Annotated in this window: 11 protein-coding genes and 1 other RNA gene; 2 read left to right on the top strand and 10 right to left on the bottom strand. The window is 66.0% G+C overall.

The window, feature by feature from the left end:
- Positions 1–89 precede the first annotated feature (89 nt).
- The gene (locus tag HMPREF2716_RS00615; RefSeq protein WP_023518537.1) at positions 90–629 is read left to right on the top strand and encodes a CbrC family protein; all 540 of its coding nucleotides are present in this window, start codon (positions 90–92) and stop codon (positions 627–629) included.
- Positions 630–641: 12 nt separating this feature from the next.
- On the opposite strand, the gene HMPREF2716_RS00620 is transcribed toward HMPREF2716_RS00615, so the two are convergent.
- The 4 genes from HMPREF2716_RS00620 to dnaX all read right to left on the bottom strand — a co-directional run bounded on the left by HMPREF2716_RS00620 (position 642) and on the right by dnaX (position 5011).
- Positions 642–1790 (bottom strand): acyl-CoA dehydrogenase family protein, encoded by a 1149-nt coding sequence (locus tag HMPREF2716_RS00620; RefSeq protein ID WP_023518536.1) that lies wholly within the window; start codon positions 1788–1790, stop codon positions 642–644.
- 122 nt (positions 1791–1912) lie between these two features.
- Entirely contained in the window at positions 1913–2509 is a 597-nt protein-coding gene (gene recR, locus HMPREF2716_RS00625) for a recombination mediator RecR (RefSeq protein WP_003087237.1), read from the bottom strand.
- 78 nt (positions 2510–2587) lie between these two features.
- Positions 2588–2914 (bottom strand): YbaB/EbfC family nucleoid-associated protein, encoded by a 327-nt coding sequence (locus HMPREF2716_RS00630; RefSeq protein ID WP_003087236.1) that lies wholly within the window; start codon positions 2912–2914, stop codon positions 2588–2590.
- Between the two features lie 45 nt (positions 2915–2959).
- Positions 2960–5011, bottom strand: a complete 2052-nt coding sequence (dnaX, locus tag HMPREF2716_RS00635) for a DNA polymerase III subunit gamma/tau (RefSeq protein ID WP_070621774.1) — start codon at positions 5009–5011, stop codon at positions 2960–2962.
- Between the two features lie 36 nt (positions 5012–5047).
- On the opposite strand from dnaX, the gene HMPREF2716_RS00640 reads away from it, so the two are divergent.
- Positions 5048–5914, top strand: coding sequence for a substrate-binding periplasmic protein (locus tag HMPREF2716_RS00640; protein ID WP_003120462.1), 867 nt, complete (start codon positions 5048–5050; stop codon positions 5912–5914).
- 46 nt (positions 5915–5960) lie between these two features.
- Here HMPREF2716_RS00640 and ffs read toward each other — a convergent pair.
- The 6 genes from ffs to HMPREF2716_RS00670 all read right to left on the bottom strand — a co-directional run bounded on the left by ffs (position 5961) and on the right by HMPREF2716_RS00670 (position 14273).
- Positions 5961–6057: signal recognition particle sRNA small type (gene ffs, locus HMPREF2716_RS00645), an RNA gene on the bottom strand.
- Between the two features lie 110 nt (positions 6058–6167).
- The gene (locus tag HMPREF2716_RS00650; protein WP_003083354.1) at positions 6168–6545 is read right to left on the bottom strand and encodes a hypothetical protein; all 378 of its coding nucleotides are present in this window, start codon (positions 6543–6545) and stop codon (positions 6168–6170) included.
- 45 nt (positions 6546–6590) lie between these two features.
- Positions 6591–8975, bottom strand: coding sequence for an NAD-dependent DNA ligase LigA (ligA, locus tag HMPREF2716_RS00655; RefSeq protein WP_003114675.1), 2385 nt, complete (start codon positions 8973–8975; stop codon positions 6591–6593).
- 90 nt (positions 8976–9065) lie between these two features.
- Positions 9066–9935 (bottom strand): cell division protein ZipA, encoded by an 870-nt coding sequence (gene zipA / locus HMPREF2716_RS00660; RefSeq protein WP_003083352.1) that lies wholly within the window; start codon positions 9933–9935, stop codon positions 9066–9068.
- A gap of 164 nt (positions 9936–10099) precedes the next feature.
- Positions 10100–13588: a chromosome segregation protein SMC gene (gene smc / locus HMPREF2716_RS00665; RefSeq protein ID WP_003083351.1), complete on the bottom strand. Its 3489-nt coding sequence runs from the start codon at positions 13586–13588 to the stop codon at positions 10100–10102.
- 25 nt (positions 13589–13613) lie between these two features.
- A complete protein-coding gene (locus HMPREF2716_RS00670) occupies positions 13614–14273 on the bottom strand; it encodes a GntR family transcriptional regulator (RefSeq protein ID WP_003083350.1) in 660 nt (219 codons plus the stop codon).
- Between the last annotated feature and the right edge of the window lie 150 nt (positions 14274–14423).

The following is a 14423-nucleotide window of genomic DNA, read 5'->3' on the forward strand; positions in this document are numbered from 1 at the left end:
CGAAGCCAGCGAGTGAACAGGCCCGCCGGGTAGCCGCTAGGCTGCCCGGCACGTCATACTCGACGGCCAGTCTCCAGGGTACGGCCGTCATGAACCCTCCCCTTCCTCACTTCCGCTACCATCCCGAACCGCTCGCCAGCGGCAGCATCGAGGCTTCCGCCACCACCTGCCAGTGCTGTGGCAAGGCTCGTGGCTACGTCTACACCGGTTCGCCCTATTCCCGCCACGAGTTGCCGCCCGGCAGCCTTTGCCCCTGGTGCATAGCCGACGGCAGCGCGGCCGCGCGCTACGAAGCGAGCTTTTCCGACGACTATCCGCTGCTCGACGCCGGCGTCGCCGCGGATATCGTCACCGAAGTCTGCGAGCGCACGCCCGGCTACACCTCCTGGCAGCAGGAGCGCTGGCTGGTTTGCTGCGAGGATGCCTGCGCCTTTCGCGGCGACGCGGGGCGTGAGGAAATCGGGCAACTGGGAGCCGAGGGCCTGGCGCAGCGCTTCGCCAATTTCGCCTGGCCGGCTATCACCTGGCAACGCCTCGTCGACGCCTATACGCCCGGCGGCAATCCGGCCATCTACCGCTTCGACTGCCTGCACTGTGGCCAGGCGCATTACGACCTGGACTTCACCTGATAGAACGCGGCCCTACAACCCCATCTGCTTGCCGATGATCTCGTTCATGATTTCCCGCGAACCGCCGCCGATGGAGAGAATCCGGTTGTCGCGATACAGCCGCTCTACCAGGCTTTCGCGCATGTAGCCCATGCCGCCGAGCACCTGCACGGCATCATAGGTCAGGCGATCGGCGACATCGGTGGCGAAGTTCTTGGCCATCGATATCTCCTTGATCACGCTCTTGCCGGCGGCCATCTTCGCTGCCTGGCGATAGCTGAACTCCCGGGAAACCTCCAGTTGCGTGGCCATTTCCGCGAGACGATGGCGCAGCACCTGGAACTTGCCGATCGGCTTGCCGAACGCTTCTCGCTCGCGCGCCCAGCGCAGCGACTCCTCCAGAGCCAGTTGCGCGGTCATGTTGGCCATCACCGCCAGGGCCAGGCGCTCGCTCTGGAAATTGGCCATGATGCAGGCGAAGCCGGCATTCTCCACGCCGATGAGGTTTTCCGCAGGCACCCGGCAGTCGTCGAAGAACAGTTCGGCGGTATCCGACGCCCACCAGCCCATCTTCTTCAGCTTGCGGCCGACACTGAACCCGGCAGTGCCCTTCTCCACCAGCAGCAGGCTGATGCCGGCGAAACCCTCGCCGCCGGTACGCACCGCCACCGTGTAGTAGTCCGCGCGCACGCCGCTGGTGATGAAGGTCTTGCTGCCGCTGACGCGATAGTGATCGCCATCGCGCACCGCACGGGTCTTCAGGTTGGCCACGTCGGAGCCGCCAGAGGGCTCGGTGACCGCCAGGGCCATGATCTTCTCGCCGCGCAGCACCGCCGGCACCACCCGCTCGCGCACCTCGGGACGGGCCCACTTGACCACCGGAGGCAAGCCGATATCCAGCGATCCCAACCCGGCGACCAAGCCGCCGGAACCGCAGCGCATGAGCTCTTCGCTGGCCGCCACCTTGGCGAACAGATCGCCTTCGCAACTGCCGCCGTAGGCTTCCGGGTAGCCGATGCCGAGGATCCCGGCCGCGCCGGCCTTGAGATAGAGTTCGCGGGGAAATTCCTCGGCCTCCTCCCATTCATCGATGTACGGCAACACCTCGCGCTCGACGAAACGGCGCACCGAATCCCGGATCAGTTGATGGGACTCGTCGAAGTACTGCTGGAAGTCAGTCATGGCCGGGCTCCTGATGGGAGCCTCAGAACTTACCTAGCGCTTGCTTGGTTTTCAATACGGGAAACTGGCCATCGGCGAGGGCGTATAGGCCGCCCGTCCTACGGATACGGGAGGCACAGAGCTCAGGAGATCGGCCGCCGTCCGGCCAGGGCGTGGGCCAAGGTGCCGCCATCGACCAGCTCCAGCTCGCCGCCCAGCGGCACGCCATGGGCGATACGCGACAAGGTCAGGCCGCGGCCGGCCAGTAGCTGGGCGATATAGTGGGCGGTGGCCTCGCCTTCGACGGTGGGGTTGGTGGCGAGGATCACCTCGCTGAAGGCTCCGTCCCTGATCCGCGCTTCCAGTTCGGGAATGCCGATCGCCTCCGGCCCCAGGCCGTCGAGCGGCGACAGGTGTCCCTTGAGCACGAAATAGCGGCCGCGGTAGCCGGTCTGCTCCACCGCGAATACGTCCAGCGGGCCTTCCACCACGCAGAGCAGCGAGTCGTCGCGTCGCGGGTCGGCGCACTGCGGGCACAGCTCCTCCTCGCTGAGGGTACGGCACTGCCGGCAATGACCGACCCCTTCCATCGCGGCGGTCAACGCCTGGGCCAGCTTCAGGCCGCCGCTGCGATCGCGCTCCAGCAGCATCAGCGCCATGCGCTGGGCCGACTTCTGCCCGACACCGGGAAGAATGCGCAGGGACTCGATCAGTTGGCGGATCAGCGGGCTGAAACTCATGCAGGACTCGTCGGATAGAGGGAGGGGAATGGCTGCCGGGCGCCGTCCGAAGAAGGCGGACCCGGCACGAACGCAGAATCAGAAGGGCATCTTGAAGCCGGGCGGCAGTTGCATGCCCGAGGTGAAGCCGGACATCTTTTCCTGGTTGTTCTGCTCGATCTTGCGCACCGCATCGTTGACCGCGGCGGCGATCAGGTCTTCGAGGATTTCCTTGTCTTCCTGCATCAGGCTGTCGTCCAGGCTGACGCGCTTGACGTCGTGGCGCCCGGTCATCACCACGCTGACCAGACCGGCGCCGGATTGCCCGGTCACTTCGGCGTTGGCCAGCTCTTCCTGCATCTTCTGCATCTTTTCCTGCATCTGCTGCGCCTGCTTCATCAGGCCGGCCATGCCACCTTTCATCATGTTCTTCACCTCGAATGTCGTCTTGTTGCGTGCGCCAAGCGCCGGTCAGGCCTTGGCTTCCAAAGGTTCGATGGTACCGTCACGGACCACCGCGGCGAACTGCTCGCGCAACTGCCGGACCAACGGGTCGGCATCGATCGATGCCTCGGCCGCCCGCTGGCGCTCGGCACGCCGGCGTGCCGCTGCCTGGGCCGGGGTCTCCTGCTCAGGCTTCTGCAGGGTCACCTCCAGTTTGAGGGTGCGCCCCAGGTGCTGGTTCAGCGCATCGTTCAGCCGCCGCTGCTGGGTGGCGTTGAACAGCGCGCTCTGGCCCGGATCGAGATGCAGATGCCAGTGGTCGTCGTCGGCAGCTACCAGCGTACAGTTGGCACCGATGCTGGCGGTCAGGCCGCCGAGGCCGAGCCGCGGGAACAGCTCCAGCCACTCCGCGGCCAGGCCGGTGGCCGGCTTCGCCGCCGGCAGCGGCTCCTCCACCACGACCACGTCAGGCTCGGGCGCGGCATCCAGGTAGGCCAGGGTATCCATATCGACTTCGTAATAGTCGTCCGCGGGCGGTGGCTCGTCGTCCTGCTCGTCCTGCTCGTCAGGTGCTACCGGCAACGCAGCCGGCAGGGCTTCCAGAACGGTTTCCACCACCGCCTCGACCGCCACTGCCGGAGGGACCGAGGGAGCCTCCACGGCTAGCGGCTCGGGCTCGGGCTCGGGCTCGGGCTCGGGCTCGGCAGCGAGGCTCGGCGCCGGCTCTTCCCAGGGCAAGTCGACGACCTCTGCCGCGGCGGCGGGCTCTTCGACAACCGCTTCCGTGACGCGCGCCTCGACCGCCGCCGGCGGCGCGGATGGCGCTGCCGGCGGGGCAGCCGGGGCTTCGACGGGCGCAGCCACGACAGGCGCGGGAGCAACGGTAGCGACCGGCGCAGGCGAGGCCGCGCCGGCCACGGGGGAGTTGGCGGGATCAGTCGTGGCCTTGCTGATCCCCAGGTCCTTTAGCGGCGTCCTCGGCGCGCCGTCGGCGTCCGCCGGGCGGAACGCGAGCATCCGCAGCAACACCATCTCGAAGCCGCTACGCGGATCGGGCGCCAGCGGCAGGTCGCGGCGGCCGATCAGGCCCATCTGGTAATAGAACTGTACGTCTTCCGCCGGCAACGCCTGGGCCAGGGCCAGCACCCGCTCGCGGTCGCCCTGGCCATTGTCGATCGCTTCCGGCAGGGCCTGGGCGATCGCGACGCGGTGCAGCACGTTGAGTATTTCGGCAAGCACGCCGCCCCAGTCCGGCCCCTGCTCGGCCAGGTGGCGCACCGCTTCGAGCAGGGCGCGCGCATCGCCCTCCAGCAAGGCCTGGAGCACGCCATAGACCTGGCCGTGATCGAGGGTACCGAGCATCGCCCGCACGTCTGCGGCCAGCACCTTGCCCTCGCCGAAGGCGATGGCCTGGTCGGTCAGGCTCATGGCGTCACGCATCGAGCCGTCGGCGGCGCGCCCGAGCAACCACAGGGCGTCATCCTCGAAGGGCACGTTCTCGGCTCCGAGCACGTGGGTCAGGTGCTCGACCACCCGCTCCGGCGGCATGTTCTTCAGGGAGAACTGCAGACAGCGCGAGAGGATGGTCACCGGCAACTTCTGCGGGTCGGTGGTGGCCAGCAGGAACTTGACGTGCGGCGGCGGCTCCTCGAGGGTCTTGAGCAGCGCATTGAAACTGTGCGACGAGAGCATGTGCACTTCGTCGATCAGGTAGACCTTGTAGCGTCCGCGGGTCGGCGAGTACTGCACGTTGTCGAGCAGCTCGCGGGTATCCTCGACCTTGGTCCGGCTCGCGGCGTCCACTTCGATCAGGTCGACGAAGCGGCCTTCGTCGATTTCGCGACAGACCGAGCATTCGCCGCACGGCGTGGAGCTGACCCCGGTCTCGCAGTTCAGGCACTTGGCCAGGATCCGCGCGATGGTGGTCTTGCCGACCCCGCGGGTACCGGTGAACAGGTAGGCATGGTGCAGCCGCTGGTTGTCCAGGGCGTTGATCAGAGCCTTGAGCACATGGGTCTGGCCGACCATTTCACGGAAGGAACGGGGACGCCATTTACGCGCAAGAACTTGATAACTCATCGAAAACCGTCGCAGAAGGGAAGCACAAGTCGGCCAATGCTAGCGCAATTTACCCCTTCTGCGCTCGCCGACTTGGCAAACTGCGTGCTAAGAATTCCCCTGGCCCTTCAGCAGCCCTCGTCGGTGGCAATGACTCTACCTTCCCTGACATCGTTCATGCCTCATTTCGGCGCACCTGCGCTGCTCCTGCTGCAGTTGCTCGCGGCCCTGCCAGCGACGGCCGCGGAGACCGACGCGACGCCATTGCGCTTCTCGGTGATGGAAAGCTGGAGCATGCCGTTGGTCCGCCTGCAACGGGGCCAGCCGATCGACGGCATCGTCTACGACATCACCCGCTCCCTTGCCCGGCAGGTCGGCCGCAAGGCGCTCTACCACCCCTACCCGCGCGGGCGCATCGAGCAGGCGATGAACGCTGGCGAAATCGATGTCCGCTGCTACATCAGCCCCGCCTGGCTCAGCCACGACTTCCCCGGCTATCGCTGGAGCGTCGCGCTGCTGGTGCAACGCGACATCCTGGTCGCCCGCGAAGGCTTCGCGCCGATTCCCGAGGCGCTGCCGGCCCAGCGTATCGGTACCGTCCTTGGCTACAGCTATCCCCGCTTGCAAGCGCTGTTCGACATCGGCCGACTGCGCCGCGACGATGCGCGCACCCAGGATCTGGTGCTGGAAAAGCTGCGCGCCGGCCGCTACCGCTACGCGGTCAGCCATCAACTGTCGCTGCACTGGAGCAACCGCCAGGCGCCGGGGCAGCCGCCACTCCAGGAAGCCGCGCAGCTCGAAGAGACGGCGGTGAGCTGCATGGTGCGGGACTCCGCAGAGGTTCCGGTGGAAGCGATACTGAAGACGTTCGAGGAAATGAAGCGCAGCGGAGAGATCGAGGAGATACTGCAGCGCTACCGATAAGAGCGGCGGCGGCGTGCGGAAAATGGCGGGCCTGAAATGGAGGCGGCCCCGCCAGCCACACCCCGGCACACGATGTTCCCGCTGTGGCTGCTTCCTTCCGGACCTGACCAGGTTGACGGGTAATCGTTGCGGGGGGACCGACAGGGCCACCATTGCAGCCTACCCTCGGGTAGGCCGCGCCATTCTACCGGCTTGCGCGTAAGTTACAACCACTTCAAGCACTTACGTTTGCAATCCATTTCGCGAAAGCGGTTCATTGCTGCTGGATCAGACCCTCCGGCGGCGGCTGGGTCGATACGCTCAGCTCGGTATCGACATACAGGTCCAGGGTGCCCCAGCCCGGCTTGGTGCTGAACGACGCATACTTCTCCTCACCGCGATGGAAGGAGAAGGCGATCCGGTAATCGCTGCCGCCGAACAGCTTCACCGGAAACTCGCGGACCTGGCCGGGCCGGATCTCCCCGGAGAAGGTTTCCACGCCCTGCTCCTTGTAGCTGTAGGCGATCGGCGCCGAAGCCTGGCCACTGTAATGCAGCAGGATGCGCGGCCGCTCGCTCCAACCCACGTAGGCGCCGAACAGCACCACCAATGCGAGCACGCCCAGCAACCGCTGCTTTCTTGCCTTGTCCATCGTTAACTCCAGTCTTCGGAAATCTTTCGCAGCAGCGCCGCCGCTTCAGCGGGCGACGCCGTGCTCGTCGAACAGTTTCAGCAGGCCGTCTTCGTCGAGCACCTTCACGCCCAGCTCGTTGGCCTTGGCCAGCTTCGAGCCGGCGCCGGGCCCGGCGACCACGCAGTGGGTCTTGGCCGACACCGAGCCGGCCACCTTGGCGCCGAGCCCTTCCAGCTTGTCCTTGGCCACGTCCCGGCTCATCGCCTCCAGGGTGCCGGTCAGCACCCAGGTCTGCCCGGCCAGAGGCAGGCCTTCGACCGCCTTGCGCTCGCTCTGCCAATGCATGCCGAACTCACGCAACTGCGCCTCGATGGCCAGGGCACGCTGCACGTTGGCCGGCTCGTCGAAGAAATCGCGCAGGCTTTTCGCCGCTCGCTCGGGCAGACGCTCCACCTGGCGTAGATCGAGCCAGTCGGCGCGGATGATGCCGTCGAGCGAACCGAAGCGGCTGGCCAGCTTTTCCGCGCCGGTGGCGGCGATGAAGGGAATGTTCAGCTTGTCGATGAAACCGGCCAGCGAGGCACAAGCGGCGAACTCCGCGGCGACCTCGCCCTCTTCCTGCAACTGCACGCCATGTTCGGCATCGCGCAACTGGGCGATCACCTGGCGGTTGTGCTCGTCGGCGAAGAAGTTGTGGATCTCGTAGGCTACCTCGGCGCCGACGTCCGGCAGGTAGGTCAACACTTCCGGGAGCGCCTTGCCGATCCGCTCGAGCGAACCCAGCGAACGCGCCAGCAGCTTGGCGGTTTCCTCGCCGACGTCGGGAATCCCCAGAGCGAAGATGAAGCGCGCCAGCGAAGGCTTGCGGCTATCGGCGATGGCCGTCAGCAGGTTGTTGGTGGACAGCTCGGCGAACCCTTCCAGCTCGAACACCTGTTCATAGGTCAGGGTATAGAGATCCGCCGGCGAGGCGACCAGCCCACGATCCACCAGTTGCTCGACGATCTTGTCGCCAAGACCGTCGATGTCCATTGCCCGGCGCGATACGAAATGGATGATCGCCTGCTTCAACTGCGCCTGACAGGAGAGGCGGCCGACGCAGCGATAGATGGCGCCCTCGCTGATCGACTCCTTGCCCTTGCTGCGCTTGACCAACTGGGTCCGCTCCACGGCCGAGCCGCAGACCGGGCAATGCTCGGGCACCTCGATAGCCTGCGCATCCGCCGGGCGGCGCTCGAGCACCACCTGCATGACCTGCGGAATCACATCGCCAGCACGGCGGATCACCACCGTATCGCCGATGCGCAGGCCCAGGCGGGCGACTTCATCCATGTTGTGCAGGGTCGCATTGGACACCGTGACGCCGGCCACCTGCACCGGCTTGAGGCGTGCCACCGGGGTCACGGCGCCGGTGCGGCCGACCTGGAACTCGACACCCAGCAGCTCGGTCAACTCCTCGCGCGCGGGGAACTTGTGGGCGATCGCCCAACGCGGCTCGCGCGCGCGGAAGCCCAGTTCGCGCTGGAAGGCGATGCGGTTGACCTTGAACACCACGCCGTCGATCTCGTAGGCCAGCGCATCGCGTCGGCGACCGATGTCGTCGTAGTAGTCGCGGCAGGCCTGGGCGCCCTTGACCAGGCGCAGCTCGCGACTGATGGGGATACCCCAGCCGCGGAACGCCTCGAGGATGCCCACCTGGGTGTCCGGCAGCGTCCCACTGACCTGGCCGAAGCCGTAGGCACAGAACTCCAGCGGGCGACTGGCGGTGATCTTCGAATCCAGCTGGCGCAGGCTGCCGGCCGCCGCGTTGCGCGGGTTGGCGAAGGTCTTGCCGCCGGTTTCCACGGCCTTGGCGTTGAGCGCCTCGAAACCGGCCTTGGACATGAACACCTCGCCGCGCACTTCGAGGATCTCCGGCCAGCCTTCGCCGTGCAGCTTCAGCGGTACGTTGCGAATGGTGCGTACGTTGCTGGTGATGTCCTCGCCGGTGCTGCCATCGCCGCGGGTGGCGCCGCGCACCAGTTGGCCGCGTTCGTAGAGCAGGCTGACGGCCAGGCCGTCCAGCTTCGGCTCGCAACTGTACTCGACCTCCGCGCCACCGCCGAGCAGGTCGCCGCCAGGCAACAGGTCGGCCAGTCCTTCGCGTACGCGGCGGTCGAAGTCCAGCAGGTCCTGCTCCTCGAAGGCGTTGCCGAGGCTGAGCATGGGGATCTCATGGCGCACTTCGCCGAACGCCGAGGCCGGCGTGCCGCTGACCCGCTGGGTCGGCGAGTCGGGCGTCAGCAGTTGCGGGTACTCGGCCTCCAGCGCCTGCAACTCGCGGAACAGGCGATCGTATTCGGCGTCGGGAATGCTCGGTTCGTCGAGCACGTAGTAACGGTAATTGTGGGTGTCCAGTTCGGTTCGCAGTTGCGCGATGCGTTCGGCGGCAGCCTGGGTGTCGGTCATGGTGGGAGTCCGTGAAACGAAAAGAGCAGCCTCGGCTGCTCTATAGAGTAGTTCGCCCCCTCCCGTACGAAGAAAGGGGCTGTGGCCGGATCAGCGCTTCTGCATCAGGCTGCGACGCTCATGGTCGATGATGCGCTGGCGGTAGTGCTCGATGGTCTGGGCGGTCAACACGCTGCGCTGCTCGTCCTTCAGCTCGCCGTTCAGCTCGTGGGCCAGCTTGCGCGCGGCGGCAACCATCACGTCGAAGGCCTGCTTCGGATGGCGCGGCCCCGGCAGGCCGAGGAAGAAGCTCACGGCGCGGGTGCTGAAGTTGTCGATGTCGTCCAGGTCGAAAGTGCCCGGTTTCACCGCATTGGCCATGGAGAACAGGATCTCGCCATTGCCGGCCATGCTTTCGTGGCGATGGAAGATGTCCATGTCGCCGAAGCGCAGGCCGCTCTCGAGGATGTTCTGCAACAATGCCGGCCCCTTGAAGCCGCTCTCGTCGCGGGCGATGACGTTGATGATCAGCACCTCGTCGACCGGGGCAGGTTCGGCAGCAACCGCAGGGGCTTTCTCCCGCTCTTTCTCCTTGCGGCCCTTCGACTTGCCCTTGCGCGGCTCCACCGTCTCGGCGGCATCGCTCGGGTCCGCCTCCAGGGCCAGCCCCTCGTCGAGGTCCAGATCGCCCTGGCGCGGCTCTTCCTGGCGCTTGCCGCCCTTGCGTTCCTTGGCTTCGCGGGCGCTGACGCTGGGCAGGTCCTGTTCGTCGAAGGATGGCTCGCGATGCTCGACCACGCGCGCCGGCCCCAGCAGTTCAGCCGAGTCGCCGTCGTCGTCCGGCAGATTGGCGAAACTGCGGTCGAGCTTGAACTTCAACTTGCCCTTGCCGCCCCGCATCCGCCGCCAACCGTCGAAGAGAATGCCGGCGATCACGATAAGCCCGATAACGATAAGCCATTCGCGCAGACCGATATCCATGTAATTCCGTAGCCCCTAGTGAAAATGGTGAATAAAAAATGAAAAAAGGACGTCCTGTCCCTTGAAACGTGGAGCCAACCTTGTTCTGACAGAACTTTCCCACGCGATACAAAAAGTGGCCATTAAACTAACATGCCCATGCACAAGTTTACACTGCCTGACACTCAGGCTTCAGCCAATGCGACCGCCTCTTCCACGTCAACTGCAACAAGCCGTGAACAGCCCGGCTCATGCATGGTCACGCCCATCAACTGATCGGCCATTTCCATGGCGATCTTGTTGTGGGTGATATAGATGAACTGCACCTTTTCCGACATCTCCTTCACCAATCGCGCATAACGTCCGACGTTGGCATCGTCCAATGGCGCATCGACTTCGTCGAGCATGCAGAACGGCGCCGGGTTCAACTGGAAGATGGCGAATACCAGCGCCAGCGCGGTCAGCGCCTTTTCCCCGCCGGACAACAAGTGGATGGTGCTGTTCTTCTTGCCCGGCGGGCGCGCCATGATCGCCACACCGGTATCGAGTAGATCTTCGCCGGTAAGTTCCAGATATGCCGTACCGCCGCCGAATACCTTCGGAAACAATGCCTGAAGGCCAGCATTGATCTGGTCGAAGGTTTCCTTGAAACGATTGCGGGTTTCCCGGTCGATCTTGCGGATGACGTTTTCCAGCGTCTCCAGCGCTTCGGCCAGGTCGTCGTTCTGCGAGTCCAGGTAGCGCTTGCGCTCGGACTGCTGCTGGTACTCCTCGATCGCCGCCAGGTTGATCGGCCCCAGACGCTGGATGCGCGCCGCGAGACTCTCGAGACGCTCCTCCCAATCGCGTTCGCTGGCATCCAGGGGCAGGTTGGCCAGTACCGTATGCAGGTCGTAGCCGTCTTCGGCGAGCTGCTCCTGCAAGGCTTTGCGCCGCACCACCAGCCCCTGCCACTCCAGGCGCTGCTGCTCCAGCTGGCCACGCAGCAGTTGCGATTGCTGCTCGGCCTGGCCGCGGCGCTTCTCTACCTCGCGCAGTTCGCGATCGGCGTCTTCCAGGGCCAGCCGCGCCTGCTTGAGTTCGTCCTCGACGGCCATCCGCCGCTCCAGCAACTCCTCGAGCTTCATGCGCAGCTCTTCCAGCGGTGCCGCCCCCTCCTCCAGATTGAGGTTGAGCTGTTCGCAACGCTCGTTGAGGCGCGCCGACTGCTGGTCGAGGCGTTCCAGGGCCTGCTGGGTCGAATTGTGCTGCGCCTTCAGCGAGCCGACCCGCACCGCCAGTTGGTGCGCATGGTCCTTGTGGGTACGGGCATCCTGGCGAATCCGGTCGAGCCGTTCGCGCAGGGCGTCACGCTCCGCCAGCAGGGTTTCCCGGCGCTCGGTGTCCAGCGCCATGCTATCCAGCGCTTCCTGCAGGGTCAGGCGCGCCTCGCTCAGTTGCTCCTGTTCCAGCGCGCGCTGCTCGGCCAGTTCCGCCACTTCTTCGTCGAGACGGCGGCGACGCAGTACCAGTTGCTCGACCTTGGCCTGCTGCGCGGACAACTGCGCCTTCAGCTCGCCGTGCCGGCGCCCCTCCTCCTGGACCTGGCGCCGCACCTGCTCGCGCGCGCCTTCCAGCTCGCGCTGCTCGTCGCGGGCCGCAGCCAGACGCTCCTCGCCTTCGGCGACACGGGTTTCCAGGGCCTCCCGCCGCTCCTGCAACGCCTCCAGTTCCTGGGCGCGGGCGAGCATGCCGCCCTGGGCCTCGTCGCTGCGCCGGACCCGCAGGAAGTGCCGGCCGACCCAGTAGCCATCGCGACTGATCAGGCTCTCGCCGTCGTCCAGGGCGCCGCGCTGGGCGAGCGCCTGTTCCAGGGTCTCCACCGGTTTCACCCGGGCCAACCAGGGACTCAGGTCGGCGTCGGCGCGGACCTTGTCCAGCAGCGAACCGGCCGCCGTCGCGGCTCCACGAGCGGGGCTGAGCAGGCGCAGCTCGCCCTTGCCGAAGCCGGCCAGGGCGAGCCCGTCGAAGCCGTCCAGCAAGACCGCCTGCAGATCCGCGCCGAGCACGGTCTCCACCGCCAGCTCCCAACCCGGCTCGACACGCAAGCCTTCGGCGAGGCGCGGACGTTGTTCCAGGCCCTGCTCGCGCAACCACTCCAAGGCGCCCTGTCCGGGATCGAGAGCGGCCTGCTGCAGGGCCTCCAGCGAAGCGATGCGCCCGTTCAGGCGCTGCAACTCGCCCTGCGCCTGGTGCTGTTCGGCGGCCAGTTGCTGCAATTCCTGGCGCAATTGTTCGAGTCGCTCGGCTTGGCCCTGCTCCTGCAATTGCAGTTCTTCCAGGGCCAGTTCGGCGATCGCCACCTGCTCGTTGAGTTCGAGGATCGCCGCGTCCTCGGGGTCGGCCGCCAACTGGCCACGCTCCTCCTGCAGGCGCCGCTCGCGATCCTGCAGGCGCTCCAGGCTCTGCTCCAGGTGCTGGATGCGCGACTGCTGCACCTCGGCCTGGCGGCGGGGTTCGGCGCTCTGCTGGTTGAAGGCATCCCACTGCTGCTGCCAGGCCTGCATGCCCTGCTCGGCCTGTTCCAGGGCGATGCCCGCTTCTTCCGCGGCGGCCGCGCTGAGTTCCTGTTCCGGTGCGAGCATGGCCATTTCCTCGGCCAGGGTCGCGAGCAAGGTACGGTCGTGCCCGAGGTGCGATTCGGTTTCCTGGCGGGTCCGTTCGGCTTCGCGCAAGTCGTCCTGCAACTGGCGCTGGCGCTGCTGGCCATGCTGGATGCTCTGCTCGACCCGGGCGATGTCGCCGCCGACCGAATAGAAGCGTGCCTGCACCTGGTTGAAGCGTTCGGACAACTCGTGATGGCCGTCGCGCAGCCGTTCGATGCCGGCATCGGCACCGCGCTGCTCGGCCACCAGGGCCTCGAAGGCGATCTCCTGGTCGCCGATGACCCGCTCGCGCTGACCGACCTGCTCGTTCAGGTCGCGCCAGCGCACGGCACCCAGCTGGGCTTTGAGCTGGCGCTCCTCGGCCTTGTGCTCCTGGTATTTTTCCGCCGACTGGGCCTGCCGGTGCAGGCGTTCCAGTTGCCGCCCCAGCTCTTCGCGCAGGTCGGTGAGGCGTGCCAGGTTTTCCTGGGTCCGACGGATGCGGCTTTCGGTTTCGCGGCGGCGCTCCTTGTACTTGGAAATGCCCGCGGCTTCCTCGATGAAGTTGCGCAGGTCTTCCGGACGCGCCTCGATCAGCTTGGAGATCATGCCCTGTTCGATGATCGAGTAGCTGCGCGGCCCCAGGCCGGTGCCGAGGAAGATGTCGGTGATGTCGCGCCGCCGGCACTTGGTGCCGTTGAGGAAATAGGTGTTCTGCCCATCCCGCGAGACCCGCCGGCGAATGGATATCTCGGCGTACTGGGCGTATTCGCCCACCAGTGTGGTCTCGGCGTTGTCGAAGATCAGCTCGATGCTCGCCTGGCTCACCGGCTTGCGGGTATTCGAGCCGTTGAAGATGACATCGGTCATCGACTCGCCGCGCAGGTTCTTCGCCGAGCTTTCGCCCATCACCCAGCGCACCGCGTCGATGATGTTCGACTTGCCGCAGCCGTTCGGCCCTACCACTGCCGCCATGTTGCTGGGGAAGTTCACCGTGGTCGGATCGACGAAGGACTTGAACCCCGCCAGCTTGATGCTCTTCAGGCGCATGCGTGCGCTCCCGCCAGGGTCGCCATCAGCGTTCGGCGAGCGCGGCCAGCACCAGCTGGCAGTTGTGGCGGCCGTATTCCAGCAGGACCTCGCGGATCCTCGCCTCGTCACGGGCGATCACCGCTTGCAGGAGCTGAGCAAAACTGCCGAGGAACTGGTTCATTTCCGCCTTGCGCCGTTCCAGCGCCAGGTGGTAGGCGCGACTCACCGCCGGCAGCAGGTTTTCGACGGTCTCCTGCAGGTAGGGATTGTTCGCGAAAGGAAAGGCCGCGCGCATGATGTCGAAGCTGGCCTCGACGAAGCCGTCGATATCGCTTTGCGCCAGGTTGTTCAGCAGGCGCTGCTGGATGACCAGGAACGGTGCCAGCTCGGCTTCGCTGCGCCAGCGCCGGGCGACGCTTTCCGCCAGCAGGATGTAGAGCTGCACGATCAGCGCGTAGAGGCTTTCCACATGTTGCGGGGACAGTTCGGACACCTGGGCGCCGCGGCGCGGCAGGATGTTCACCAGGTGGCGGCGTTCGAGAATCAGCAGCGCCTCGCGGACCGAGCCGCGACTGACGTTGAGGGTCTGGGTGACCTTCTGCTCCTGGATACGTTCCCGTTCCTTGAGTTCTCCCCGGATGATGCGTTCCGCGAGGTGGTGGGCGATCTGCTCTGCCAGGCTGTCCGGGGCCTTGAACGTCATGGTGATCCTTTTATCCAGGGGCGCGTTTTCCGGGGGTATATGGATGGGAAGTGTAACACAGGGCGTTACCCCGCCGGCTTCCCGGCGAAGCGGCGGACAGAACGAAGGTTGGGATGGGGCAGGCCGGTCAAGGGAGGACAATTGTCAGAC

Origin of the sequence: Pseudomonas sp. HMSC076A11, from assembly GCF_001810205.1 — a bacterium.
GTDB classification, from domain to species: Bacteria; Pseudomonadota; Gammaproteobacteria; order Pseudomonadales; family Pseudomonadaceae; genus Pseudomonas; species Pseudomonas aeruginosa.

What these genes read in the sequence shown, in the direction of transcription:
- HMPREF2716_RS00615 (WP_023518537.1), top strand. Translation starts at nt 90, where the DNA reads ATGAACCCTCCCCTTCCTCACTTCCGCTACCATCCCGAACCGCTCGCC.
- HMPREF2716_RS00620 (WP_023518536.1), bottom strand. Translation starts at nt 1,790, where the DNA reads ATGACTGACTTCCAGCAGTACTTCGACGAGTCCCATCAACTGATCCGG.
- recR (WP_003087237.1), bottom strand. Translation starts at nt 2,509, where the DNA reads ATGAGTTTCAGCCCGCTGATCCGCCAACTGATCGAGTCCCTGCGCATT.
- HMPREF2716_RS00630 (WP_003087236.1), bottom strand. Translation starts at nt 2,914, where the DNA reads ATGATGAAAGGTGGCATGGCCGGCCTGATGAAGCAGGCGCAGCAGATG.
- dnaX (WP_070621774.1), bottom strand. Translation starts at nt 5,011, where the DNA reads ATGAGTTATCAAGTTCTTGCGCGTAAATGGCGTCCCCGTTCCTTCCGT.
- HMPREF2716_RS00640 (WP_003120462.1), top strand. Translation starts at nt 5,048, where the DNA reads ATGCTAGCGCAATTTACCCCTTCTGCGCTCGCCGACTTGGCAAACTGC.
- HMPREF2716_RS00650 (WP_003083354.1), bottom strand. Translation starts at nt 6,545, where the DNA reads ATGGACAAGGCAAGAAAGCAGCGGTTGCTGGGCGTGCTCGCATTGGTG.
- ligA (WP_003114675.1), bottom strand. Translation starts at nt 8,975, where the DNA reads ATGACCGACACCCAGGCTGCCGCCGAACGCATCGCGCAACTGCGAACC.
- zipA (WP_003083352.1), bottom strand. Translation starts at nt 9,935, where the DNA reads ATGGATATCGGTCTGCGCGAATGGCTTATCGTTATCGGGCTTATCGTG.
- smc (WP_003083351.1), bottom strand. Translation starts at nt 13,588, where the DNA reads ATGCGCCTGAAGAGCATCAAGCTGGCGGGGTTCAAGTCCTTCGTCGAT.
- HMPREF2716_RS00670 (WP_003083350.1), bottom strand. Translation starts at nt 14,273, where the DNA reads ATGACGTTCAAGGCCCCGGACAGCCTGGCAGAGCAGATCGCCCACCAC.